Annotated in this window: 22 protein-coding genes; all 22 read right to left on the reverse strand. The window is 60.9% G+C overall.

Translation table 11 applies throughout. The annotated features are described in order from the left end of the window. Positions 1 to 82: 82 nt before the first annotated feature. Entirely contained in the window at positions 83 to 1,297 is a 1,215-nt protein-coding gene (locus GYK42_RS23305; RefSeq protein WP_166449423.1) for a tail fiber domain-containing protein, read from the reverse strand. Continuing rightward, positions 1,298 to 2,152 (reverse strand): hypothetical protein, encoded by an 855-nt coding sequence (locus tag GYK42_RS23310; RefSeq protein WP_166449424.1) that lies wholly within the window; start codon positions 2,150 to 2,152, stop codon positions 1,298 to 1,300. Further along, positions 2,149 to 2,682, reverse strand: coding sequence for a hypothetical protein (locus GYK42_RS23315; RefSeq protein WP_166449425.1), 534 nt, complete (start codon positions 2,680 to 2,682; stop codon positions 2,149 to 2,151). The genes GYK42_RS23310 and GYK42_RS23315 overlap by 4 nt, the downstream gene beginning before the upstream one ends. A 203-nt stretch (positions 2,683 to 2,885) precedes the next feature. Next, a complete protein-coding gene (locus GYK42_RS23320) occupies positions 2,886 to 3,158 on the reverse strand; it encodes a hypothetical protein (RefSeq protein WP_166449426.1) in 273 nt (90 codons plus the stop codon). Beyond that, the gene (locus GYK42_RS23325; protein ID WP_166449427.1) at positions 3,158 to 5,365 is read right to left on the reverse strand and encodes a phage tail tip fiber protein; all 2,208 of its coding nucleotides are present in this window, start codon (positions 5,363 to 5,365) and stop codon (positions 3,158 to 3,160) included. Before GYK42_RS23325 ends, GYK42_RS23320 begins: the two co-directional genes overlap by 1 nt. Continuing rightward, complete coding sequence (locus GYK42_RS23330; RefSeq protein WP_166449428.1) at positions 5,362 to 6,831, reverse strand: hypothetical protein; 1,470 nt, start codon at positions 6,829 to 6,831, stop codon at positions 5,362 to 5,364. The genes GYK42_RS23325 and GYK42_RS23330 overlap by 4 nt, the downstream gene beginning before the upstream one ends. After that, positions 6,828 to 12,029 carry a hypothetical protein gene (locus GYK42_RS23335; protein ID WP_166449429.1) on the reverse strand — a complete coding sequence of 1,734 codons (5,202 nt, stop codon included), beginning with the start codon at positions 12,027 to 12,029 and terminating at the stop codon, positions 6,828 to 6,830. Before GYK42_RS23335 ends, GYK42_RS23330 begins: the two co-directional genes overlap by 4 nt. Beyond that, positions 12,030 to 12,380, reverse strand: coding sequence for a phage tail assembly chaperone (locus GYK42_RS29765; protein ID WP_431190183.1), 351 nt, complete (start codon positions 12,378 to 12,380; stop codon positions 12,030 to 12,032). After that, positions 12,377 to 12,844 carry a hypothetical protein gene (locus GYK42_RS23345; protein WP_166449431.1) on the reverse strand — a complete coding sequence of 156 codons (468 nt, stop codon included), beginning with the start codon at positions 12,842 to 12,844 and terminating at the stop codon, positions 12,377 to 12,379. The genes GYK42_RS29765 and GYK42_RS23345 overlap by 4 nt, the downstream gene beginning before the upstream one ends. Before the next feature lie 128 nt (positions 12,845 to 12,972). Further along, positions 12,973 to 14,175, reverse strand: a complete 1,203-nt coding sequence (locus tag GYK42_RS23350) for a phage tail tube protein (protein WP_166449432.1) — start codon at positions 14,173 to 14,175, stop codon at positions 12,973 to 12,975. 67 nt (positions 14,176 to 14,242) lie between these two features. Further along, positions 14,243 to 14,644 (reverse strand): DUF4128 domain-containing protein, encoded by a 402-nt coding sequence (locus GYK42_RS23355; protein ID WP_277346669.1) that lies wholly within the window; start codon positions 14,642 to 14,644, stop codon positions 14,243 to 14,245. Further along, a complete protein-coding gene (locus tag GYK42_RS23360; RefSeq protein WP_166449434.1) occupies positions 14,641 to 15,138 on the reverse strand; it encodes a hypothetical protein in 498 nt (165 codons plus the stop codon). The genes GYK42_RS23355 and GYK42_RS23360 overlap by 4 nt, the downstream gene beginning before the upstream one ends. Further along, positions 15,138 to 15,512 carry a hypothetical protein gene (locus GYK42_RS23365; RefSeq protein ID WP_166449435.1) on the reverse strand — a complete coding sequence of 125 codons (375 nt, stop codon included), beginning with the start codon at positions 15,510 to 15,512 and terminating at the stop codon, positions 15,138 to 15,140. Before GYK42_RS23365 ends, GYK42_RS23360 begins: the two co-directional genes overlap by 1 nt. Beyond that, on the reverse strand, positions 15,512 to 15,883 hold the full coding sequence (locus tag GYK42_RS23370) for a hypothetical protein (protein ID WP_166449436.1): 372 nt from the start codon (positions 15,881 to 15,883) through the stop codon (positions 15,512 to 15,514). The genes GYK42_RS23365 and GYK42_RS23370 overlap by 1 nt, the downstream gene beginning before the upstream one ends. Next, positions 15,880 to 16,395 carry a DnaT-like ssDNA-binding protein gene (locus GYK42_RS23375; RefSeq protein ID WP_166449437.1) on the reverse strand — a complete coding sequence of 172 codons (516 nt, stop codon included), beginning with the start codon at positions 16,393 to 16,395 and terminating at the stop codon, positions 15,880 to 15,882. The genes GYK42_RS23370 and GYK42_RS23375 overlap by 4 nt, the downstream gene beginning before the upstream one ends. After that, positions 16,392 to 18,074 (reverse strand): SGNH/GDSL hydrolase family protein, encoded by a 1,683-nt coding sequence (locus tag GYK42_RS23380; RefSeq protein ID WP_166449438.1) that lies wholly within the window; start codon positions 18,072 to 18,074, stop codon positions 16,392 to 16,394. Before GYK42_RS23380 ends, GYK42_RS23375 begins: the two co-directional genes overlap by 4 nt. Positions 18,075 to 18,136: 62 nt before the next feature. Further along, the gene (locus GYK42_RS23385; RefSeq protein ID WP_166449439.1) at positions 18,137 to 18,511 is read right to left on the reverse strand and encodes a hypothetical protein; all 375 of its coding nucleotides are present in this window, start codon (positions 18,509 to 18,511) and stop codon (positions 18,137 to 18,139) included. A 72-nt stretch (positions 18,512 to 18,583) separates the two neighbouring features. After that, entirely contained in the window at positions 18,584 to 19,753 is a 1,170-nt protein-coding gene (locus GYK42_RS23390; protein WP_166449440.1) for a P22 phage major capsid protein family protein, read from the reverse strand. A 162-nt stretch (positions 19,754 to 19,915) separates the two neighbouring features. Then, positions 19,916 to 20,725, reverse strand: coding sequence for a GPO family capsid scaffolding protein (locus GYK42_RS23395; protein WP_166449441.1), 810 nt, complete (start codon positions 20,723 to 20,725; stop codon positions 19,916 to 19,918). 148 nt (positions 20,726 to 20,873) lie between these two features. Beyond that, positions 20,874 to 21,476: a hypothetical protein gene (locus GYK42_RS23400; protein ID WP_166449442.1), complete on the reverse strand. Its 603-nt coding sequence runs from the start codon at positions 21,474 to 21,476 to the stop codon at positions 20,874 to 20,876. 74 nt (positions 21,477 to 21,550) lie between these two features. Then, complete coding sequence (locus GYK42_RS23405; RefSeq protein WP_166449443.1) at positions 21,551 to 22,639, reverse strand: hypothetical protein; 1,089 nt, start codon at positions 22,637 to 22,639, stop codon at positions 21,551 to 21,553. Beyond that, the gene (locus GYK42_RS23410) at positions 22,640 to 24,007 is read right to left on the reverse strand and encodes a DUF4055 domain-containing protein (protein WP_166449444.1); all 1,368 of its coding nucleotides are present in this window, start codon (positions 24,005 to 24,007) and stop codon (positions 22,640 to 22,642) included. Position 24,008: the final 1 nt, after the last annotated feature.

Below are 24,008 nucleotides of genomic sequence, written 5' to 3' on the forward strand. Positions count from 1 at the left end.
TGTTTCGATGGCCATGTATGCCTTTCAGGTGGTAGAAATGAAAAAACCCGCCGAAGCGGGTTTGTGGTGGAGCATTGAATTTTTATGCCGCCTCGAGCGCCGCCAGCCGCGCCTCCTGGCCGGCAGCGATAAACATGGCCAGTTCGTCATACCGGAACGCGTAGCGGTCGCCAGCCTCCAGCGTGACCTCCGTATACGCCGCGCGCGCCTCGACGGCAGAAACGCCCGCGCTCGCCAGCACAGCCGGCGTGATGACATCGCCGAACGAATTGAGCACTTCCGGCACTGCTTCGGTGGCGGGAATGGCTGGCCGGGCCTCGATGGCCGGGTGCTCGATGGTCTGCTGATCCCAGGTGTCGTGGCAGATAAATCCGTAGTTGAATGGGTCCAGGCCGTGGGCCTGCATGATCTCCACGGCGCATTGCACGGTGGGACCAACGTGCTCGCGCGCGTCGGCGCCTTTGCAGTCGACAGCGTCACGCCAGCGGTAAATGCCGATGGCGCGCACCAGGTCCTTGGCAGCAGCAATCTCGGCCGCATTCAGGTCGCGGAAATCGCGCTTCATGCGCGCGTCGGAGGTATTGATGGTACCCGTGCGGGCATAGATTGTCCGGTATGCTACAGACGCCCGACCAATATCATACGTGTTGTCCTGGAGTGGTCCGATCGCCCCTGCTGTAATGCTCGCGTTTGCCAGAACCGCCCCAGGCGTCACATTGAAAGTGTTCTCATTTCCCAGCTTGAGACCAAATACCGGGGGAATTGAGTGAGCGCTGGCGGGCGGGCCGCCAGGGTAATACTCAACCTCTTGAGGAATCGACATCGTGGAATCCGTGTAAATACTCAGAGTAGAAAGAGCATACAGTTGCGCAAAGACCCTCCCATCAACATCAACAGACACAGCAATGCATGTATCAGATGGACTGGCTCCAATCGAGTAAAAGTGGCCGCGCACCACGCCGTCAGCATCGCAGCGCAAGGAAATAACCGTCTGCATCGCATTTCCGCTTGCGTCTCGCGCAAAAAATGGCGTAGTTCCAGATATTCTGATGACAGCCTCTGTAGCGATATTCTGTGGATTAACTTTGGCCACCATCCACCAGCCCCCCTTATCCCCGCCGATGACAAACACCGACTCAGCAGTGCGTAATGATTTGATCGTGGGAGCAGTCAATTGCCCAGTCAATGTACCGCCCGTCAGCGGCAACGCATTAAACGGCCCGGCCGTAAACGCCCGATCCATTTCATTCAATTTCTCATTGACATTCGGCATGCGATCATAAAATTTGTCTGCCATTTAAATTCCCTCAATTTGAAGTGGTGCTGCATAAGTCTCGTAATACGGCGTGGCCACGGCGTCGATATTGCTGGCCTTGCCATAAAGCATGTGGTCCTGCTCCAGCAGCGGATCAGGGTTTTCAGGGAACAGGCTGAACAGCATGGCCTTACCCTTGCCGTTCTCGCGCAAGATGCGCATGAAGAGTGCACGGTCCGTTGGTGTCAGGTGTGCCAGGTTGATGCTGAGCTTGTCGCTGGTTGGCCGGACCTGCGTCTTGAGGTCGCCGGCGCCCGTACGGTAATCCTCGCTTCCGTCCTGCAGCTGCAGCTGTGCGCCGTATTCGGCGTTATTCTCTGGCGACCAATAATCGCCCACCACCAGGCGCGAAATTTCCAGATAGCCTTCCGGGCTTTGTGGCGCCGATACCTCGATTACCAGCTGGCGCACGCGTACCGGGGCGAACCAGGCGACACCGTCAGCGCCGCCACCGCGCGCCCAGGTGCTGACGCCGCCGTCCTTATACGCATTCCAGCCCAGCGGCAGCACGCCCCAAGGATAGGTTCCATGCAGCGCGGCCGGACACGGGAAGACGATGCCCGTATCGAGCACCGGCGCGGCGTCTCCCGGCTGCGCGTAGCCGCGCACGCGCATACGCGCGCTGCTGGTCATGTTGGTGTAGATCAGCGCCACGCAAGCAATAGATTCCTGCGTTGGCCAGATGGCGGTAATAGTCTGGGCCGTTCCCGTAGCGCGCAGCACTGCACTTTTTCTGTCTAAGTGCAGGTTGGCCGGACCCAGCGCCCCAGCCTGGCTCGAAGCGGTCAGCACCGCGCGGTCGGCGGCGTTGTCGTGAATGATGCGCAGATTGGTCATGGCAGCAGTGCTCCTTCCAGGATCAGGTAAGTGGTTGGCGAAATATACCCAGTGGCAACACCAATAGGCTCGTTGGCGGCATATTCCCAGCGCTGCTTCGACACCATCACCTCGACTATCTCGGTACTGGACGTGCGGCGCCACATCCCCCGATAGAACTCGGCGCGCCAGCGATTGGGGCCGGCGTTGGGATCGTATGACGGGTCGGAGGTTGGGCAGCCCATCACCACAGGCCGGGTCAGCGCCGGGATCGTCATGACGTCCCCATTTGCGACACCAGAAGCGAGCGGGAACAGCGGGTTAGGACGGCTGAAGTCGTAGGCAAGAGTGCCATTGGCGTTGTAGAACGCCGCACGGATGCCACCGTTGTATAGCGTCGATGCGAATCCGTAGGCCCACACCGCCAGGGGCGACTGCACGGAATCGAACTGATACGCATCGCGCGACGAGCCGCAGTAGCAGACGACCTCCCACAGCCCTGGCGACACCTCGGACGATGAAATGATGCCGACGTTGCTATCGAGCGGCATATCCAACGCCCATATTACCGGCCCATCATGCGCAATACGGTACGTGGAGTAGCCCCAGGTACGGCCGGGCATGGTGCCGGTGGCACTGCCATGCGGCTGGACCACCTCGCCATATTGGGTAGCTCGCCCAATACAGGTCAAACCCCGAGCATCGCCACTGATCACCAGATCCTGACCTGGATTTCTAAAGCGTAGTTTAAATGTCATTTTGCGAACAGTACGACGGTTTGGCCTTCGGAAAAGCGATGGAAAACAAATCGCAAATGCCCTAACGAATTGTCGGTGGTGTAGTTGACGTAGCCGCCTGTGCGGCCGGCGCCGATGGCGTAGCCGCCGGCACCGCTGAAATCGGGGAATTCCCATGTCGAGCCGCCTGGCGCGACGGTGTAAAAGCCCAGCGGCACGCCGCCGACAGCAAGGCTCGAATCAAACACGATGCGTCTCTGCGCATCGCGCACGCGAATGCCATACGCCATCAGTATTCCCCCAGCTCGATGCGCGGCACGTTGTTCGCGTCATAAAAACTCCAGCCGGTGCCGCTCAGATCGTAGCCGGCGCCAGTACCCGTCGCCAAACGCCCTGGACTGCGGATGAGCTGAAACGTCCCCGTGGCTCCCGACAGCGCACCGCGAAAAGTGCCGCTGTTCGCATAGAAATTCCCATTCCGATCCAGAAGCCATCCTGCCGTGCTGCCATTCCAGTTGCTGCTATAAATATCGCCACCGATCTGAGCATTCACGATGGCCGCGTTGGCGATATAGGTCGGCGAGTTGGTCGGCGTAATCTGGCCGTAAAGGTTGTCGCCGAGTGTCGCGCCTGGCCCGTCCGCCCAGGCTGAGGGTACGGTCTGCGCCGCTAGTGCCGTGCCGAAGTACCACATGGAAAGGAAGAGGTATGCATCAGTCCCGCCATTGCCAACAAGCACACTGCGAAGATAACCAAAAGCTGCCCCTACAGGAGCGGCAACAAACAACGTTGATCGGCCCCAATTAGCCAGCCCTCCTGCAGCCGAATTATTAGACACCACGCTGCCGGATACTTCGGTGAGGTAAGTGCCATTTACATCATAAAAGGCAATGTTCACAGCGCCGCGGCAGCGATGTGCGCTCATATACACACTGAATTCGTAACGCATACCCGGAATTACCGGAAACTTTCGGCTTACCGCCCCCTGCCGTATTCCCACGACAGCGCCGGTGGTAGCTTCTGCAACAGTTCCAGTGCACCGGACATAGACGCCTCCAGCACCGCTTGGCACATAGGGAGCGTAACTAGCCGCAAAAGTGGTTGTACTTGGGGAGTAAGAATAGTCCAGGAAAAAGCCCCCTGTACCTCCGATACCTTCAGCCGTAGGTGGTGCAGGAGCAGAGTTACCTATCAGGTTACCTGCGCCTATACCGGCATTCATATAGTTCGCCGTCAAGGGCGTGCCGGCGCTGAGGATGATATTGCCAGCCGCGTCCATGATGCTCAGGCCGCGCGCATCAATCTTGTTGGCCGTAACGGAGTCTGCCGCCAGCGCCTCGGTGGCCACCGACCCGTTGACCAGCAGATTGCCGTTCAGCACCGTGCCCAGCACCAGCCATGCGCCGTTCTCAAAATACTTCGTCACTGCATGCGTCGCGTCATACAGCGTGACGACGTCGCGGTTGACCGGGGCGCCATAGCCTGCACGCCCCAGCTCATACACCGCCGAGGCATCTGACCAGGTCGAATAGCCGGGCGCCGTCACGGTGACGGTGCCGCGCTGGCCAGTGGCGCCGTCGGCCGCCAGCCGCGCAGCTGCCGCCCATTCGCCTGGCGCGATATCGTCGGTCGCCGTGCGCGACGCGGCCGTGGCGCCGGACGTGAACAGATAGGCGCCGCCCGCCGTCGACACCTGCGCCGACCAGCCATTGTTCAGCCCGGTCAGCACGCCCGTGGCAAAGGTGAACGTACAGGCCGCGCTCGGCAGCGCCGGCGCGACGTTGGTGGCGCCGCGCTGGTAGATACGCACGGGCGCCACATTCAGGCCGTCCACGCCATTGTTGCCGTTCTCACCATCGGCACCATCCTTCGCCAGCAGCACGGCCCCGGACCACTCGTTGGCCGCGATATTGTCCGTGGCGTTGCGCGAGCTGGCCGATGCTACACGCACGTACAGCGGCGCCGTGCCGGCCGGAATATTCTTCGACCAGCCATTGGCCAGGTCGTTGCCGGCCGGCGTCGTGATGCTGGCCGTGGCAAAGGTAAAGATCACGTCACCTGGCGAATCGCCAGGCACGGCAGCCGCGCGCTTGTATGCGAAGGCCTGGCCCGTGTTCATGCCAGCCAGGCCTGCGTCGCCGGCGGCGCCATCGAAGACCTTGCTGATCATGTAGTTGCCAATGTAGTCGACGCCGAATTCGCGGATGCGCGCCTGCACCAGGGCCGTATCCGTGGTCATGCTGGAAAAATCGACCGTGGCCACGTTGCCGTTGACGGTCAGTTGCGTTCCGGCAGACACCGAAAACACGATATCGCCCACCACATTCACCGGCTTGGCGGTGATGGCAATCGAGCCGGGTGCACCGGCGCCGGCGCTGTTCACGCGAAACACTGGCGTGCTGCCGGCCAGCAGGATTGCTTTGCCATCGGCCGTCGTGCTGAATCGCTCCGCCGTGGCTTGCAGCAGCTTGTCACGGGCACCACCGATGGCGGTCATACAAGCACCCCCACCGTCACGCGCCCGGCCAGCCATTGGTGCGACAGCAGCACCACCACGCCAGGCGCGCCGTCCTGCAGGCCGAAGCGATCATCACGCAGCAGCACAGGCTGTCCCAGTTCCAGCATCATCATCTCAGGCTCTCCGTCAAACTCGTAAATCGTGCGCTGCACCTTATTCAGCGCCAGGCGCCGCGCCGCTTCCGCTTGCGCGTCTTCATTGGTCTTGAGGCAGGTATCGATCTGCGGCGGGTCGTCCGTCAGGCGATAACGCACGCGCACCGCTTCATCGACCGCCGTCTCGGTCAGCCATTCCGTGGCGTACAGGTCGGCGTGCGCGGCAGGAATGCTGGTCGTCAGGCTGGCCTGCACAGTCCAGTTCTTGTCGAAACCGATCTTGACGGCCGCCACCACCGGCAAGCGCTGTACCGGCCGCAGCGTATCGAGCCGCATGTCGTCCGGACCGATCTCCACCGGCACGCCGGCGGCAGGCAGCGCGATCTGCACCAGGCGCAGCTGGCCCGTGCGCGACATGACCGCCTGGGCGCCCACGCTGGCCGCCAGTTGCTGGATGGCTTGCGCCTGGTTCATACGGTCCGCAACGTACAGGCCCACCAGCTGCGGGTGAGCTGCATCGAAGGCGGCCAAATTGGCAAGGTCCAGGTCGGCCAGGGTGAAGCGGTCCGATGCCTTGCCATAAGCGGTGGCAATCCGCTGCACCAGCGGGGCGATGCGGGGCGCGTAGCCGCCGCCCTTGTCGCCCTGCACGCTCACCGTGATCGCCGCCGAATACGGCGGCGTGGTCAGGTTGAAGCGCCCGGCCTGGTCGTTCAAGGCCACCGCAATCGGCTTGCCATTGGTGCGCACCTCGAAACTCGACTCGACGGCGCCAAGAAAGCCATATTCCAAGGTGACCGGATCAGTCAGCATCGGCGTGACGTTGTGGCATTCGCCGAACGGCACCGGCAAGATCGCATCCTTGTTCGGCGTCGCACCGCCCAGCTTGGCCTCGGTGATGGGGGTATCGAGGCGCTGCAGCTTGTCACGCAGGGACAGGTTGATCGATTCGCGCGACGAACTACCGATATCGGCGACGATGCCGTCAAAGACCAGCCGGAAGTCGCTGCGCGGCCACGCAGGATCGCCGGCCCAGGCCTTGATAGGGCGATTGCGCCAGACGTCGGCGAGCCAGCCATCGAGCGCACCATCACCGTTATCGAGCTCAATATCGCCGCCTGACAGGCCAGCCTCGCCGGTCAGGCTGACCTGCTCCGTGAAGGCCAGCCCGCCGGTGGCCAGCGGCAAATACTCGACGTTGGGCGGGATATCTGTCGATTCGGTGACATACGGCCAGGACGAGATAAAACGCGTCACTTCGACGCCCGCCACATTGACCTGCGCCTCGATCAGCACCATGCGAGTGGCCGACGGGTTTTGCAACCACGCCAAAAATTGCGCATCTGTCATGCTGAATACTCCACTTGTTGCGCCCAGGCGGATGCCTTGGCGGATTTGTCGACACCGGCCACGACCGTCTTGGCCGCTTTGTCGTTCGACTCGACCGTGGCCTGAATGGTGGCGCCGGTCTGCTTGTCCTGGTCGGCGCGCAATCCTTTGACCTCCTCCCGCAGGCCCTTGATCTCGGCCACCAGGGCATCGGTATTACCGCCGCCCTGGCTTGGTGCGCCACCGAAGTAGCGGCGCATGGCCGCTGCCGCTTGCGCGTCGACCACCACTTCACCGCGATGCAGCTCGGCCGCGTAGCCATCAAACGGCACATTGGCCAGGCCGCCGGCATGGGAGCCATCAAACTGCACGCCCAGGCCGGTCGCCGTGCCCATCGCCGCGTGCAGGTTGGCGATGGCTTGCGCCACCGTCAGCACGCTGTCGTTGATGGTGATCAGGCCCGAGACCTGGGCCTTGAGGGCATCCAAGCTGGCCTGCTGCACGTCGACCTGGGCCGAGGCCCATTTCAGCGCCTCGTCATTGGCCGCCAGCACGCGCGCGTAATCTGCCGCGTACTTGGCATCTGACGCGTTGACCACCTGCGAAGCCGTCAGGAATGCCTGCTCGGCGGCCGACAGGCCAGACTGCGCCGTCGTGTCGCCGGCATTGGCCGCCGCCAGGGTCTTCTCGAACTGGGCGCGCGCCTCGGCGTATTTCTGCTCCGGCGTCAGGATGGACTGGTTGCCCAGGGCCATGCTGGCGTTCAGGCCGTTGAGGGTTGCCACCCACGATTTCGATTTCTCCAGCGCCGTCGTGGCCGCTGCCGATTCCGTCTCGTAGGCCTTGGCCAGCGCATCCTTGGCCGATACCACCGCCTTGGCCGCCTGCACCTGGTCGAACAGCGCACGGTTGACGGCGGCGATGCTGGAGCGCTGGATGGCCAGCAGTTCCGTTTCGCTTTTCGTCAATTCGTTCAGCTGTTTTTGCAGGTCCAAGTGTTCGCTGGCAATCTCGCTTGCCGACTTGACCACAGCAGCGTAATTTCCTGTCGCAGCGGCAAGCTGGTTGCTGTAGTCGGTGGCCGCCTTGAATGCCGGCGCCAAGGCCAGCAGCTTGATGTACATCTCTTGGCCGCCCGTGCTGGCCAAATCCAGGCCCAGCACTACGTCCTTGTACTGCTCCACTGATTTGACACCGGACATGCCCAGCTTGCCCAGCGTATCGGCCACGGTCGACAGCACGGGCGCCATCTGCTCGGCTTCCGTCAGGAAGTTCTCGGCAAAGAAGCTGGTCCCGCTAGTGAGCGCGTCCAGGCTGCCAGCCAGCTTGATCAGGTTCTCGCGCGCGCCAATGGTGGCCACGCCCACGGCGCCGAAGGCATCTTGCGACGTACGGCCGATCAGCTGCAGCACCGCGTCGACGCCGGCGTAGTTCCCGGCTACGCGCTGCAGGGTCGTGCTCAGCTCTTCATTGCCGATCTTGAACTGGCCGAGGCTCGGTACCAGCTCCAGCGCAATCGCATTGCCCACGCCCTCGAAGAATTTGGTGACAGCGCCCAGCCTGTCAGCTTCCGTGGTGAGGCCGGTCAGGTTGATATTCAGCGCCTGGGCGCGCGTGGCCAGGCTAGAGGTGTCGACGCCCAGCGTATTAGCCAGTGTGGCCGAGACGTTGCGGATGGCTGCATACGTCTCCACAAACGCATTGGATGTCGTGGCGTCGACGGCTTTGCGGTCCGTATCCGACTTGTCGCTGCGCAGCCAGCCGCCTTTCTGCGTCCATTTGGCATACTCGTTTCCCGCGAACCCACTACCGGACAGTGTCCCGGTGATGCCAGTTTCCCCATATTTCTTGTCGCCCATGCCGAAGATGCGGTTGCCGATACCTCCGATAACACCGCCCAAGGCGCCGCCAATAGCCGCGCCGATAGGTCCGCCCAGGAACGCGCCTGCGACGGCGCCAACTCCGGTACCGCCAATCACCGTGGCATTGCTGCCATACTGACCGGAGATCAGTTTGCCTCCGAGCACCCCAGCGGCGATGCCAGCAGCGGCTGTAACCGCCGCTCCAGCAAAGGCCCCAGAAGTCAGCGCCGTACCCGTGCTGGCCATGCCCGCCGATCCATAGGCTGCGGAAGCGGCGGCGGCCTGCGCTCCCGTCATCCCCATGCCGGCACCGAAAGCGGATACGGCAGAGGAGCCGAAGAGATTGCCCAGGGTGGCGATGCTGCCGCCGATGCCTGCGGCCACACCGGAGAATCCCTGCGTGGCAATGGTGTAGGCAGTTTTAGCGCTTTGCGCAAGGTTCGCCACGCCGCCAAGTCCGGCACCGGCAGCACCGCCGACCGCGCCCAAATCACCGGCCATCGCCAGGCTGGTGGCGCCTGCCCCGGTCACCGATGCGCCGATGTTCAAGATCCACTTCTTGATCGTCATCTGGTACAGCAGGTCCAGCAGGCCGTTTTTCAGCGTGTCCCGCAGGCGGTCGAAGGCAGACTTCCCCGAGTCGAAGATGGATACGAAGGTATCGTGCGCCGTCGTGTCGATCGATTCCCACATTTTTTTGTTAGTTTCGATCTGGGCTTGCGCCAACTTCACCTGATCCTGTTGGTCCAGGCCCTGTGCCAAACGAAGTCGCGCTGCACGTTGGTCTTCCAGATACTTGAGGATCGCCGGGGCTTGCGCAATTTCCTCTGCCGTTGCTCCAGCGGCAGCCTGCCCTTCCATAAACTGCCTCTGGTAAGCGATGGCCAGATCCAGTCGGGCAACCTCTTCGCGCTCAATGACGCTGCGCGCCTTTTCATGGATATGGTTCGAATCCTCGATCTTTTGGGCCTCTTGATTGATGCTAGAAATATACTTATTCATTGCATCGTTCGAGGCAGCTACTAACGCATCTTTGCGTACGCGCTCCTCCTCATCACGATATTTCCGATCCGCGAAAAACGTCTTTTCAGCTGCATCAAGCTTGCCAAGGATTGCTTCGGCCTCTTTCCGGTGCTTTTCCTCCTCTGCCTTCGTGGCGTTTTTGTGGCTTTGGAGCGCGGCCAGCTCGCGCTGGTAAGAATCCACCTCTGCCTCATAAGTGGCAGTGGCATACGCGCGTTTGTTCTCAAAGGCCTGATCTGCGGACAATTCCCCGGCTTTCAGGTAAAGATCATCTAATTTGCTCAGGGCGTCATAGTGCTGCTTTGCCTCGGCTGCCTCGCGCTCGTAGCTCTTGATCTGCGCGGCCAGGCGAGTGTTCTCGGCCTGGTCGGCCTTTGGTTTTGGCTCGCGCCCTTCCGTGTCGCGGTAAGTCGGCGTTCCCACATAGACCGAGTTTGCAAGTGCAAGTTGAGCATCTTGTTGAATTTTCAGGCTTTTCCCAGCGTTCGCGATCATCAACGCCTGGGACTTGGCGCTATAGTCCGCATCCACCTTCAGCTTTGCGTCGGCCTCTTGCTTTCTCTTGGCGGTCTGCGTCGCCTGCCGTTCTTCATATGCCCTTTCAAAACGCCCGACAGTTCCCGCCAAGGCAGCCTGCGCAGCTTCATAAGCCACATTTTCTTCGGCCAGCTCAGTTGCACGTCGAGAATCTCGTTTTGCTACCCAATTTGAAACGGACTGACCGTCCTCGAGTTTCATCGGCGCGCGGTCGTAGCGCTTATTGATTTCCGCCCCTGCCGATTGGTGTGCCAGCCAAGCTCCGGCCATACGGGCGCCAGTCATAATCGTATCGATTGTGTCTGCCACTCCGACCAGAACCTTAGTCAGCGACACCCCCCAGTCATGCAGTTCCCCATTGCGAGCAAGTTCGCTTACCTGCCCGTTTGCATCCTTGAGGTGCGCAGTCCAACCCATGACGACCACGGTCAAAGCCTCTGTAAAGGTTTCGCCGATGGTAGTTTTCAGGTCTTGCGTATAACGTTGCATCGACGTCAACTGCTTCCCAGCAGTGCCCATCGCAGCCTCGTAGGTCCCGGCAATGTCGGAACCACGCTCAATAACGGCGTTCAGCCGGGCTTGCACCCGCTCGTTTTCCGAAAGCTCCTTCGTGGTCTTGCCAAGCTCATCGGCCATTTGGCGATATGCTGTTTGCAAATTCACGTTGATGCCGATGTTTCGCAGAATTAACACGTTGCCACGCGAAATACCGTTCACCAGACGGTCGAATGCATCCGACGAATTCAGGTGCCCGATAACGGCTGCGTCTTGTGCAATACGCGCCAAGACCGTAGCGTTTTTCAAATCAACGTGGGCCTGAACAAGCTTCACTGCGGACTCGCGCGATTCGACCATCGTGATACCCTGCCGCGCAATCGCGTCCGTCGCGGTCATCATTTGCGTTTCTGTATAGCCTGCATTGCGCCCGACTACCCTCATTACCACACCCAATGTTTCATATCGAGCAGCCAACAAAGTGGATTCTTTGATGTAATCAGCAATCTTTAAAAGCGCAAAGCCGGCAGCTAATAATTGCAACGCGCCCGTCAGGCGCCCGGATGCGGCAGACGCATCCTCCTTAGCCTTTGCGGCGGCCTTGAGTGCATCTTCATGCGCTTTGATTGTCGCGATTGCTCGCTGCGTTTCCTGGGTAACGCCCATCTGCGCGGCCTGATAGGCCAGCAACTGCGTGCGGCTCATGCCGATCGTCGCCGCCTGCTCGCGCATGCGCTCGATCAGCTGCTGCTGGCCAAGCGTCAATTGCGTGGTCGATCCGCCCAGCGCCTGCGTAGCCTGAGCCGCCAAGCGCGCCTGCTCAGCCTGCGCACGCATGATTTTGGACGTGTCATCCATTTGGCCATTGCTGATGGCCGCACGTTGGCCGGTGCGCTGCGTGGCATCGCCCAAGGCATCGACACTTTTGGCCGCATCGCCGCCGCGGCGCCATACACCGGCCGACGAGTTGGTGAAGTTGTCCAGTGCACTTACGCCTTCCGCCGACGTCGAGCGCACGCGCGCCGTCGCTGCGCTCAGCGAATCAACGGACGTGGTTGCCCCAGCCACTTTTGGCGCGACCCGTGCACCGGCATCACCCAGCGCATCGACAGCCGCCGCACCCTCAGTCGATTTTGTCTTAGCGCCAGCGCTTGCCTCGCCCAACTTGTCGACAGCTGCAGTGGCACCAGCAGTCTTTTGCTCGACGCGCACCGCTGCCTCACCGAGGGAATCCAGGGCTTTGCTGCCCTCGGCCACCTGACGCGTATCGATGGAAAGTCCAAGTTGGGCGATATCAGGCATTTATTTTTCCTTCTTATTTTGGTGATAAATAAACAGCGCATCCAGGCGATCGATGACGGCTTCTTCGAACGGATCGAAGCGCACGCCGTGGCGCGCTTGCCAGGCCAGTATCTCGGCACTGGTCAGCGCGTTCACGGCCATACCGCACTGGCGCTTCTGGTTCAGCTGGGTGAACCACGTCCAGATATATGCAAGCTCGGGCGGCAGCTGCGGCATCGCCGGCGCATCGGGCGCCCGATAAAGCGGATTTTTCCGGGCGATGTCCAGGTGATCTCCCTTGGCGTTGCCATCGCCTGCAGCTGCAGCACGATCAAACAGGTGATCGGCATACAGCAGCAGGGCCTGGGTCAGACCTTCAAAAAATTGGCGTCATTTTCCAAGGCTGCCGTGACGCGGTCCTGCCAAGTCGGGTACTTATCGAAGGCGGTGGCGATCAGCCCCTTGTCGAACGGCACGGCCGCGCCGTTGCTGGTGAAACCGTACCAGTCAACGGTCACCGCCAGCGCCAGGCGCTTCTGGTTGTCATCGATGACGTGCACCAGCTGATCCGCGCCTTCATCAGTGGAAGCGTCAATGGCGGTCTTGCGCTTGGCCGACTTTTTGTAGCCTTCGGCGCGCACGGCGTGGCTTTCCTTGCGGTACTCGTCGGAGTTCTTACCGACAATCTTGATGCCGGCCACGGGCTCGCCGTCGGCGTCGAAGATCACGGGCACGTCGAAGGTCACGCGCGCGGCAGGCGCGGACAGGTTGGCGATATCGAAGCCAGCGACGGCCAGGGTTTGTGCGGTGTTCAGGGTTACTTGGGTAGTGTTCATGGATAGTGCCTTTCGTGGGTTTGATAAGTGCCCGTGCCGGCCGCCGCGCCCACGAAGGCGACAGCGACCGGTCGGTGCTGGGTTGGCTTGCGCCAAAAAGAAATCCCGCCGTGAGGCCGGGCTATGGTTTACAGGCTCGTGTCCTGGAAAGCCACGGTCGTGGCCTCGTGTTGGGCGTCGGCGCCTTGGTAGCGCAGAATGTCGAAAGCACAGGTCACGATCTTGTTTTTCTCGCCATCATCGACCTTAGCCGAGGTGATCTTGATGCGGCCCATGGCGATCGTCATCACTTCGGCCAACGGCGCCGTGCTGGCTGCCATGGCGTAGGCCAGCGACAGCTCGACCTCGTTCTTGAAATAATCGAGGTAGACGGAGTCCTGCATCAGCACCGTGAACTGGCCGCTGCCCAGCACCTTGCCGCGCGAGGCAGCCGTGGCGAACTTGGAGCCGATCACGGGATCGATCTTGACCTGGCCATCCAGCGACAGCGACATGCCCGTGCAAATTTGCGAAGGGATGCCGGCGACTGACAGCATCGCGGTGGCGCCGGAAAACTTGCCGGTGCCGGGCGTGGCCGCAGGCGCGTTGAAGTACGCAGCCGGCGTAGTCGGGCCCTCCAATTTGCCCATCAAAGTGAAGTCCATGCTCGTGATGCCGTTCGGCTGCACGGCCATATCGACCTTGCTCACCAACTGGTCGATGAAACAGCGATTCACGGCGATGCCCGGATCCTGCACCTCGGCGGTGAACCAGTCCGTGGTGTGCCCGGTCAGCGGCGTGAAGCTGCGCTTGCCGGTTGCGGTCACGGTTACCGGGTCGCCCTCGACCTTCACCGTCATGGCACTGCCGTCCATGAACTGGCCCGTCAGCTTCAGCGCGGTGGCCGAGGTGACAAAGAAGTTCTTGGCATTGTTGGCCGCGCCGGTGGTCAGGAAGCCGCCGATGCGCACGACGGTGCCGGCGCGGTGTCCATCAGCCAGGAACGAGCCGGCGCTGCGCGTCAGCCCCGTAGCGCCCGATGCGATGGTGTTTTGCGCTGCAGTGACGCCGCCAGCAGTGAAGTCTCGGCGCAGCAGCGCGGCCAGCAGCACCGCATAGGTGCCACAACTTGCCTCGCCCTTGATGGCGCCCGAAGTCCGGAAGTTACCCAGGCGCGTATCGCTCTGCTGCTGGCTGGGGTCGATTTCAGCCGAGGAGTACTTGTCGGCGTCCGTGTCGAAGGTCGCGGTCACGCGCGGATAGAGGCGGCCGGCGGCGGTCAGCGCCTTCGTGCCTTCCGCAGTTTGCTTGCCGATAACGAGCAGGCTGTCGATGCCGTTTGCAGTGGTCATGGTGTGGATTGCCTTTCTTTGGTCGAAAAAAAAGACCGCCGAGGCGATCTGTGTGGGGTAATGCGGGTTACAGGTTGCAGAAATACCGTATCTTGACCGGGATCATCCAGCGATCGCCATCCTCGCGGCCATCGGCAATTTCGGGCGTGCGCTCGATCTGCACGGTCACATCGCCCTTCGTGAAGCATGCGCCGCGCCTGAATAGCGCCGCGATCATCTCAGCGCGCGCACCGGCCGCCGCAGTGCCCTGCCCTGGCGGATACAGCAAGCTGACCTGGAAGATGCCGCGCTCCTGGCGTGCACCGTCGCCCATGGAATGGTTGTTTGGTTCCGCCGGCAGCAGGTAGGCGGCTTGATACGGCCGGCCGGTGACTGGGGTGTAAGGCACGTTCTGCCAGGCGGTATCGATGGCCGGCATGAGGCTGGCCAGGGCGGCCTCCAGGGCTGCGCGTATTATTGGTTGGCTCATAATTTGTATGTCGAGTAGCCTTGGGCGAATTCGCTTGCGGTGGTCCCGTCGCGCACGCCATTCACTGCGTTGTCCACGATGGTGCGGAATTCCACGACCGTCAAGGCAACCACGCCTACGGGCGCCTGACGGGACCAGCCCTCCTCAATGCGCTTCGCATAAGGCAAATTGTTGACCAGGTAGATCACATCGCCCGCCTTCGCTGCACTGATCGTGCTGCCGTGGGCGGCGATTGTGGCGCTACCGTCCTTGTCGATCAGGTCGCGCACGCCAGCCGCCGGCGAGCCGATGGAAAGCTGCCAGTTGGCGCGGAAGCGGCCGCCGGTGTAGCCGGGCGGCGGTTTGTGCTTCCAGAACTTGGCGTCACCGACTGGCGAGCGTTGCACCAACTTATTATCGATCTTCATGGTCATGGCGCGCACGACCAAATCCTGGTTGGCCTTGGTCTTCGCAATGAATTCGGCGATCTGCATGGAAAACGACATATTGGCCATCAAATCCCCCTGAGTTGCAGCGTGTGCAGCACGGCCACATCAACTGGTGCAGTGGTTTCAACTGCCTTCACGGTGTAGCTGGCGCCGCCGAACAGCACCAGGTCAGCCGTGGTCGGCGCCAGCATTGACGCGCCGTTGCGTTGCAGCGGCGACAGCAGCATCTTCTGGTCGCCCGCCAGGATCAGCGTGCCGTCGATGTTCTCGGCCTCGTAGGCGATCTTCACGCCCGTACCTTCGTAGTCCGTGGTGATGGTGGGCGCCGCGCCCAGGTCCGGGTCGTATTCGCCGGTCACGACCTGGCGCAGCACCACGATGCCGCCCTTGCGGCGCAGGGAGGCGTCGGCGCGAGCAGCCGTCTTTGCGTAGTCGACCATCAGTCAGCCTTCAAATAGTCATGCGGCGGGGTCTTGCCGAAGCGGACTGCCTTGATGGCGGCCCTGCCGTCGATCAGCGCGCGCAGCACGCGATGCCAGCCGTCCATAATGAAGCCCTCTTGACTCAGAATCACCGGATGACGGGTATCAACGTCCAGCGCGCGCCGCATGTGGTGTGCCATGCCGAACGGTGAGCCTTCTGGCGTCCAGACTTCGGTGCCGAGATAGATAGCCGCCAGTGGCAAGTCAAACGGCTCCAGGTCCTTGGAGCGAGCGATGAGGTTTGTGACCGTCCACACCTTGCCGTTATGGCTGTACGTATTCTCGTGGGCAGCGCAGCCCTCGATTTGCACCACCGGGAATGTACTCATGCTCGTGTCACCTTGATCGAATTACCGCTGCCGGCTGAGCCGAAGTAAGGCGCCAGGAGCGCGTCCACGGCCACGAAGCGCTCGCGCGCGTCTGTGGTGTTCTGGAAGTACTCTGTTTCCAGTGGGCCGGTCTTGTCTTTTTTGATCGCGTTTGAGCCGGTGTCGAGGTCGGGCAGAAGATCCTCGCCGCCGCCGGCGCGCACGGCCAGGTCGATACAGGCATTGACGATGTCGAGCGGCACGATGGTGCCGGGCACGATGAAGCCGTCGACGGCCACGTTGTAGCGCGGCCAGTCCAGCGCCTGGCGCTGATACACGCGGCGTCCAGCCCAGCGCGTGCGGTAGGTGGCCATGAAGATCGTCGCCTTGCGCAGGGCGATTTCCTTATCAGCCTCAGCCAGCGACGCCCAAGCGGTCAGGCCCAAACTGGCGCAGCGCGTGTCTGATGCGGCAATGCTGGCATAGGATTCGGCGTCGGGCAGGCCGGCGCCGGTTTCAGTAATGATGGTCATGTCACTTTTCCAACTAAGCGCCGCAACGCTGTCGCCAATGTGGGAACGAACGATGTCTCCATCGCCCACTCACTCGGGTGGCCTGCATTGAATTTGTATGAATTCCCGTTCAAATCGGGTTTAAACAGATCAGTCGCTGGGGCCGCCAGCCCCCGCGATACCAACGCACTGAGGTCGAGCATTTGTGTCAAAGCGAGCGTGCCAGGTAATAGTCGCATTGCCTGGGCATTCACGTACCTCCGCTCCGCTTCCGGAGCAGCGCCAAAGGTTTCTATCGGGGTCCCGGTCCAACAAATTGGCGTGATCCCGTTCTGTGCACAGTAGTCGAGCATATCTGATGTACGAATCAGTTGGCTCTGTGATGCGCGGCGCGTATAAATCACATCGTTTTGCGAGTAAGGACTGTAAGTGATAACGTCCGGCCGCATTACGGTCATAAGGTTTCGCGCCTGCTTCCAGTACTGCATGGTGCTCTTGCCAGACCATCCGCCATTGATTACCTGAATCGGCAACTCAGGAGACGATGCATCACACGCCGCCCGGTGGCCCCAAGCACTGACAGTGTCATTCATGTAAGTGCATTCGGTAATCGAATCGCCGATGTTCATGGTCGTGATTCCGCCATTCCTTGATTTGTATTGCACAAAAAACCATGGAATGATCGAGGCGACAGCAAGGCTGAAGCTATCCGTCAGCGTTCCGACATTGTCGGAGAAGCTATATGCCGCTTGATAAACACGATACCGGAACGCAGCACGCTGTGCAGCATCAGCCTGGTATGAACCGCCAGCAGGGATGCTCATCCATGACCACTTATGCGTAGCGTCACCAGGCATATAGATGCGGACCAACAGCAGTGGCCGCATGCCGCCGTCAGCCCGGGGGATCGATGATGTTGGCATCCAATCAGAAATCAAGAACGAAGGCAATGTCATACCTGACGGACCATCCACCGGTCGTTGATTGGGCAAGTTATCAACTTGCGCAAGTGGCAGCGTGCCGGTCGCAGCGCTGGCAAGATCGGTAACAATCGGCAGCGCTGACACGCCATCCCAGGCAGAGGTGCTTCTCCAAGTTACAGCATCCCAACCGTAATTATCAGTCTGAGAACGCAGCACGTTGTACTTCAACCCGCCAGCGATCGGCCGAAATGCATTGTCAGTCGTATCTGTAGATGCTGTTTCAGTTGCCGCCAACAATGCCTTGATGCCAGCGATCGGGCTGCCATTAATCTCAAAGCCTCCGATGATTAATCGCACTTGGTCGAAGTCTCCTTCCAGTTCCATCTTGATGGATGCTGTGTTCGCGCCGGTAGCGCCATTATTGTTGTTGGGTGCGCCCGAGCCGTGGACTGGCGTGTTGTTGAGCGGCCCGCGAGTCAAAATCCTGGAAAGCTTCAAAACTGGCACCGAGGCCAGCAAAGGGATCGCGCCTCCCACTGCCGCATCCACGCTCCCCACAGAGCACGTCACCAGAAAGCGCTGCTCCCCCGCATACGGCCCGATAGGCGCCAGCGCACCCGCGCCGATAGCCCACGACTGCAGCGAATTCGTGCCACCCTGAACCGGATCGAGGCGGTAGACGACACCAGCCGTGCCGGCAGTACCGCTGACATTCAGGACTTGGCCCTCGGGCAGCGTGATGGTTTGCGGCGTGCCGCCGGCGGTAATGGTTGGCATGGTGACTTTCGGGGGTGCGGTTTATGAGGCGCTCCGGCATGCGGGGCGGTGATGGATAGGGATTACGCCTTGGCTGCCTTCGGTGGCTTTTCGACCACGGCCGTAGCAGTGCCCGAGACAACTTGCGACTGTGCGGCAGCAGCGTCCTTGGCGGCCTGGAGGCTTGCCGCTTGGTCGCGCAAGCGCTGCGCTTCGACTTCGTTTGCCTGGGCCTGCTCGGCGATGCGATCCTTTTCGGCAGCCAGTTCACGCTCGCGCTCCAGCAGCTGATCACGCGCGGCCAACAACTCGGCCATCGTCGGCACGCGCTCGGTGGGCGCGCCCAGGTCTTGGTCGCCGTACAGCTCGTGCACGTCGGGGTTGTAATCGAACTTGTTGATAACGACGAACGGCCCCTGCGTGCGCAGGTCCGTCGATACAATTTTGAGGGTATCCATGGTGAATTCCTGGTGAGGCCCGGCAGCACCGCAGTGCCGGCCGGGCCGGGTTGATGATTGGCCCAGCAGCGCTTACGCGCCGATCAGAATGCCCATATGACGAGGTGCCACGGCCTTCACGCCCCAGGCCAAGTTGACCTCGTAGCGGACCTGGCGCTTCTGCTTGTAGATGCAGAACTCGTAAGTAATGCCGGAAACCGGGTCGGTCACCATCATCACGTCATCGGCCGAGTCGCCTTCATCCGGCATGGCCGGCGCGCGGCAAGCCAGCTGGATGGCCGAGCGGTGGAAGAACATGTTGCGGGTGGTTGCCGCGATCACAGTAATCGCGGTGGCACCGACAATTGCCTTGCGCAGGCCCGGCTCGGCCAGCACGATAGTGCCGCCGTTCGAGGTGTCAGCGTCGCCAGCCGCCAGCAGGTATTTGTTGTCGGCATCGCCAGCGAACGCCACAATGTCGCCCGTGATGTAGGTGCCGGTACCAGCAGCAGCCAGGTTGATCACCGTGGCACCGACGGCATAGCCCGCAGCATTGGTGGTCGATGCAGCCGCAGTGCCGGCAGGGACAAGCGAGCGGATCTGGCCCGAGTTATGGATGTCCCAGCCCTCGACCTGGCCGATGATGCCGCGGCGGAGCAGTTCATCGCTGTTCGCTTCGTTCGCCTTGAACAGGCCCGACTGCTTGCCGCGGATGTTCGAGATCGCGGACGAGCCCAGAACCATTTGACGGTCGGTCAGCGGCGCGCCATTGTCGTCCAGGATACGCAGCGGATTTGAGAAGTCGGTGAAGTCGGCGGCAGTGCCGAACGGGGTCACGTTGGCGGTACCGTAGGCACGCGAGGCGTAGATATGCAGCGCGGCCAGATCGGCCTCGACTTCATTGCCCAGCGTGCGCAGCGCCTGGGTAATGCGCTGCGCGTTGATATCGCCCAGCGTGCCGGCGTTGTTTAAGCCGCGATTTTCTTCGCCCGTGATGCCAAATGGCACCGAGCGCGCCTTCTGAATCGTCATGTCGACGTAGTTGATGGTCTGATTCGGCGTATCCGGAGCGTAAGCGCCTGGCATCAAATCTTCGGCGACCATAGGGCCGACGGACGGCGAACGCACGGTTTCATTGATTGCCGCGCGCTCGGCATTGGAATCGCGCGAAACAGCGGGAATCATGCCGATTTGTTCGCGCGAGATAACTTCCATCGCGTTGTAAATCGTTGGCAGCAAGCCATTCAGGGTAAGAGTGCCCATTGTTGTAAAGCCTTTCAAAAATGAAGAAGGCCCGCGAAGGCGAGCCATTGAGGGGTGATTTGAGTTTTAGAACAGAGAGGCCATCCAGCCCAAAGCACCCCGTCGACATCCATCGAAAGGGTACGTATAGAGCGTCAAGGCGACGCCCTGAATTGAGAATTTTTAACCGGCTACCGTTATGCCACTTTTCATTGCTGCGGCGCGATCTTGAACGCCCATCGACTCGAATTGGGCGCGGGAGATTTGCTTGGCGCCTGCGCCGCCGCCATTGCCGCCTTGGGCGCCACTACCAGATGCGCCGGAGCCTTTCAGGATCTGGTCCTTGAAAGGGCAAGCTTGCACCAGCTGCGCCAAGCCTTCATCGAAATCAGCGACCTCACCCGGGCGGGTCGGCGAGAAAATCTTGTTGCCGGCAGCGTCGTAGGGCACCATCTTGCCGTCCTCGACCTTGAAATGGCTGCCGAAATAGGCTTTTGCCATCTCGGTCGGGATAGCCAGGCGGCTCGGGTGCTTGTCGTCGGTCAGCAGCTTCGAACTGGCGAAGCCGCCGCCGATCATGTGGGTGTTCAATTCGTTGGTGCGCTTATCCAGCTGCGCGGTCAATTCCTGCAACTGCGTGGCGCTCGCCTTGGCTTGGGCGGCGACTTGCTCTTGCGCGGTCTTGGCGGCGGCATCCTGGATTTCCTTGACCTGGGCGGCCGTCTTCAGTTCGCCGGAACTGAGGCTCTTGACCGTATTCAGGGCGGCCAATGCAGCCACGCCGTCTTCGATGCCTTCGAAGGTCTTCAACTTGGCCTCTGCAGCCTCCTTCGCCTCGCGGTGCGTCTTGGCCTCGCCGTTCAGGCGGGTAATCGTGCCCAGCGTAGTGTCCGCGTCGAATGGCGCTTCGGTACCGTTCGGGTGAATGAAAATCGGCAGCTTTTTCTCGCCGTCGATAGCAATGGTTCCGTCTGCGTTGAATTTGAATGGCATGGTCGTTCTTTCCGGGCATCCGCCCTATTAATGGCCTTCCGGCCGTGCACCGCGTCGCGTCCGCTTGCGGCAATAAAAAACCGCCTCAAGGGCGGTCTGAAATGGTCATAAAAAGCCCGCAGGAACGGGGCAATAAATTAAATTAAAATCAATACAATTTCGATGCAGCAATTTGATCGTTTATGGACTTCCACGCGTGGGAGGGCAGATTGCCCTCACTAATGTAGGAGCAGCGCGGCGACTTTGTTCGGAACAAGTCCGCGTGACCACTGATTATTGGACTTTTAAGCCATTTTTTGGATGCCCTCATAAGCACGATGACTGCACCCCGTCGTGCTGCCGCCTCAGCCAATTCCATCATCAGAAGCTGGCTTGGTAAGCGAACGGTATCGTGATATTTATTGCTAGCCCATGGGTTAATTTGCAATGCAGCAATATTTGATGCTACCTTCTTGGCACCATGAATACTGCAAAGTTGCCGCAAACGCGGCTGCCACCAATTCCGCATCCCGGCTGGCGCGTCCTCATGTAGTCCTGAGAGCGGCCAACCATCCGCCCGGAAATGGTGATCATTCTCTGATGAGTTTTTATCGTACCCTGGATTGGCAAGCAGTAACACAACCGGACTCGTGTGGATATTGCCCTCGTATGGGCACGGCCCAAGGCTCATCTGCAAATGGTGCTCAGGTTTCGCTTTCAAGTTGTACTTCTCTACAGCAGCCGTATCAGCGGCGATTATTTGCTCAATCAATTTAGATCCGTTTTATCTTGAATCAATTCAGTCAAGGATAGACTCCGAATTGATGGTTAAAAACACATCTTAACTTATCGAGAATACTTCGCCTGCAATTCATCCAGCGTCAACTTCCGCCCCTTGAGGTTCATCAGGTCATTCAGCGTGATCTTCCCGGCCTCGTACATCTCGGCACGGCCTGGCCCCAAGTACTCTGCCCGCCAGGCCTTGTCCTTGCTGGCAAGGAAGCTGGCAAAGTTCATCTTGCTGCTGACCGCCCCGCCATCGCTGGGGCGCGTGCTGTCGCCCGGCTCGTCCAGCTCGATACCCAGGTCCTTGAAAGACTTGGTGCGCGTGCTGAGCACGCATCGGCAGCTGAAATGGATGGCGCCCGGTCCACCCGCCCACTCGTGGGTGTGGTTGATCGGCTCTTGGTCGTCCAGCGAGTACTCGTGCAGATCGCGCATGGCGCACAGCAGGCAGGTGTGCGAATCCAGCGTCGACAGCCAGACCAGGCATTCAATCAGGTCCGCATTCTGCTGGAACGACGCCAAGCGCGCCGCATTGGCCACGGCCTGCACTGAACTGTGTACCAGCGCGCGGGCATTCGCCTCGGACGTCTTCAGGATGCCGGGCATAATCTCCGTATCGCCGCCGGCGGCCTTGGAACTGGTGCCGATGACGCGCGCCACGATCTGCGAAGTCGTCTCGCCCTGTGCAGCACCGAGACGCACCTGGTCAGCGAACTTGAACTGCGTGGCCAGCTCCTGGCGCTTCCACCAATTGGCTGACGAGGCGCCCTTGATCAGGGTATCGCCGACCAGCTTTTCGAGGTAGGTCGCCGGCGGCAACTTCGCGCCCAGCTCAATCTTGAGACCCTGTGTCAGCACCTTGGCCGTGTAATCCGCCTCGATGCGTGTCATGCCCAGCAAGTTGCGCATGGCTTCCGCTTCGATGCCGCTGTAATGCGAGGAAATCACGGCATTCGATTCGCGCAGCAGCGCGGCCATCCGCTGCTTGCCATAACTCGACACCTCCCCCTCGCCCAGCTTGGCGACCAACTCCTTCGACATATCGCTCATCAGCGACACGATCTTGCCCTGCACGTCCGCCGAAAAGCGCAGCAGGTTCAGGGAATGCACGAGGAACATCTCGGCAATCCACTCTTCAAGGGCACCCATTTATGCCCCCATCAGGTCAGGCGGGGCCGACCGGATGCGCTCCTGCTCCGCCTCCCAGTTCAAGTCCGGCGACAGGATGCCGCGGCGCTGCAACTCGTTGAAGTAGGTTTCGCCAGAGATTTTGCCGCTGGCTGCGCTCTTGAACAGCAACTCCGCACTGGCCTCGGCCAGCGACGCGGCGCCGAAGTCTTTGAAAATGGTAATGTGGCCGCCTTCGGCCTCCCCCACCCATTCAGCCATGAACTGCAGCGCCTGGTCGCCGGCATCCTCGACGTTGCCCGCGATCTTCTGCAACGCGCAGGCGCCCTGCTCGTTATCAGCCAGGGTTTGCGATTCGGTCACGTTGCCCGGCTTGATCACCAGCAGTTCGGCGCCAGCCTGGCGCATGCGGTCTTCCAGGTCAAGGATCGACAGGCGGCCCGCTTCGATAGCCTTGCCTCCGTGCTCCACGAATTTCAGATCGCCTTCTGGCGCTTCCGTTTTCACCGCGCTGCCGGCGCCGACGGTAATGCCGCCCTCGCCCAGCATCTTGGCGAACAGGATCGGCACGCGCGCTACGTGCAGGATGTTCTGCTGGTCGCTCTTGCTCTGCCAGTGCTCCACGTTGCTGTGCGCTAGTTCCAACAGCGGCGGCGTGGCCTGCATATAGCCCAGGCGCTTGCCGTAGACCGGCACGAAGGGAATTATCTCCAGCGTGGTGACACCTTCCTCGTACAGCTCCCATTCCTTCTTGCTGCCGGCTTCGCGCTGACGCCAAGTCTGCCAGGTGCCGCGCCCCAAGACGCGGACCTGCTCGACTTCCTTGGTATCGAAGTCGCCATTCGGCTCGGACACGCTTTCTAGAAGCCGAAGCTGTGTCAGCCCGTTGAGACTGGTCGCGTTCTTGGGCAGCCAGCCCAGGACGTTCTGCACGTGCACCTGGACGAAGTACGGGCGCACGCCAGCGGCCTGCTCGTCGGCCTTCGTGACCAGGTTGCCAGCCTTGGGAAAGTCGACCAGGATGCCGGCGAAGCCGTAGCCCATCGCCTCCTGGGTGATCTCCGACAGGAAGCTATGCAAGTCGCGGCCGGAAAGGTCGACATTTTGAAGCCACGGTTTTAGCCGCTCCGGCACGTCCTCACCCAGCGTCACCGGCTTGCTGAACGGCTTGGCCGACAGCACGTCGATGGTGCGGGCGTAGGCTGGAAACAACGTGGCCACGGCCAGGCGCAGGTCGTAGCTTCCGGCGTCCTCGCCTGGCCATTGCGGCAGATACTTCTTGCCAGCCGCTCGCATGGTCTTCGTGCCGCCCAACAGCGCGGCAATCAGCGCGCAGTCCTCGTTCAGCTTCGCGGCTTCAGCTGATTGTTTGCGTACGGCATCGGTCATG

Origin of the sequence: Janthinobacterium lividum, from assembly GCF_011601275.1 — a bacterium.
GTDB classification, from domain to species: domain Bacteria; phylum Pseudomonadota; class Gammaproteobacteria; order Burkholderiales; family Burkholderiaceae_D; genus Janthinobacterium; species Janthinobacterium lividum_E.

Coding starts and splice junctions, on each gene's coding strand:
- GYK42_RS23345 (WP_166449431.1), bottom strand. CDS start 12,844: ATGAACACTACCCAAGTAACCCTGAACACCGCACAAACCCTGGCCGTC.
- GYK42_RS23390 (WP_166449440.1), bottom strand. CDS start 19,753: ATGGGCACTCTTACCCTGAATGGCTTGCTGCCAACGATTTACAACGCG.
- GYK42_RS23355 (WP_277346669.1), bottom strand. CDS start 14,644: ATGAGCCAACCAATAATACGCGCAGCCCTGGAGGCCGCCCTGGCCAGC.
- GYK42_RS23315 (WP_166449425.1), bottom strand. CDS start 2,682: ATGCCGCTCGATAGCAACGTCGGCATCATTTCATCGTCCGAGGTGTCG.
- GYK42_RS23365 (WP_166449435.1), bottom strand. CDS start 15,512: ATGGTCGACTACGCAAAGACGGCTGCTCGCGCCGACGCCTCCCTGCGC.
- GYK42_RS23330 (WP_166449428.1), bottom strand. CDS start 6,831: ATGACAGATGCGCAATTTTTGGCGTGGTTGCAAAACCCGTCGGCCACT.
- GYK42_RS23360 (WP_166449434.1), bottom strand. CDS start 15,138: ATGGCCAATATGTCGTTTTCCATGCAGATCGCCGAATTCATTGCGAAG.
- GYK42_RS23405 (WP_166449443.1), bottom strand. CDS start 22,639: ATGGGTGCCCTTGAAGAGTGGATTGCCGAGATGTTCCTCGTGCATTCC.
- GYK42_RS23380 (WP_166449438.1), bottom strand. CDS start 18,074: ATGCCAACCATTACCGCCGGCGGCACGCCGCAAACCATCACGCTGCCC.
- GYK42_RS23370 (WP_166449436.1), bottom strand. CDS start 15,883: ATGAGTACATTCCCGGTGGTGCAAATCGAGGGCTGCGCTGCCCACGAG.
- GYK42_RS23325 (WP_166449427.1), bottom strand. CDS start 5,365: ATGACCGCCATCGGTGGTGCCCGTGACAAGCTGCTGCAAGCCACGGCG.
- GYK42_RS23375 (WP_166449437.1), bottom strand. CDS start 16,395: ATGACCATCATTACTGAAACCGGCGCCGGCCTGCCCGACGCCGAATCC.
- GYK42_RS23410 (WP_166449444.1), bottom strand. CDS start 24,007: ATGACCGATGCCGTACGCAAACAATCAGCTGAAGCCGCGAAGCTGAAC.
- GYK42_RS23395 (WP_166449441.1), bottom strand. CDS start 20,725: ATGCCATTCAAATTCAACGCAGACGGAACCATTGCTATCGACGGCGAG.
- GYK42_RS23320 (WP_166449426.1), bottom strand. CDS start 3,158: ATGGCGTATGGCATTCGCGTGCGCGATGCGCAGAGACGCATCGTGTTT.
- GYK42_RS23385 (WP_166449439.1), bottom strand. CDS start 18,511: ATGGATACCCTCAAAATTGTATCGACGGACCTGCGCACGCAGGGGCCG.
- GYK42_RS23310 (WP_166449424.1), bottom strand. CDS start 2,152: ATGACCAATCTGCGCATCATTCACGACAACGCCGCCGACCGCGCGGTG.
- GYK42_RS23305 (WP_166449423.1), bottom strand. CDS start 1,297: ATGGCAGACAAATTTTATGATCGCATGCCGAATGTCAATGAGAAATTG.
- GYK42_RS23350 (WP_166449432.1), bottom strand. CDS start 14,175: ATGACCACTGCAAACGGCATCGACAGCCTGCTCGTTATCGGCAAGCAA.
- GYK42_RS23335 (WP_166449429.1), bottom strand. CDS start 12,029: ATGCCTGATATCGCCCAACTTGGACTTTCCATCGATACGCGTCAGGTG.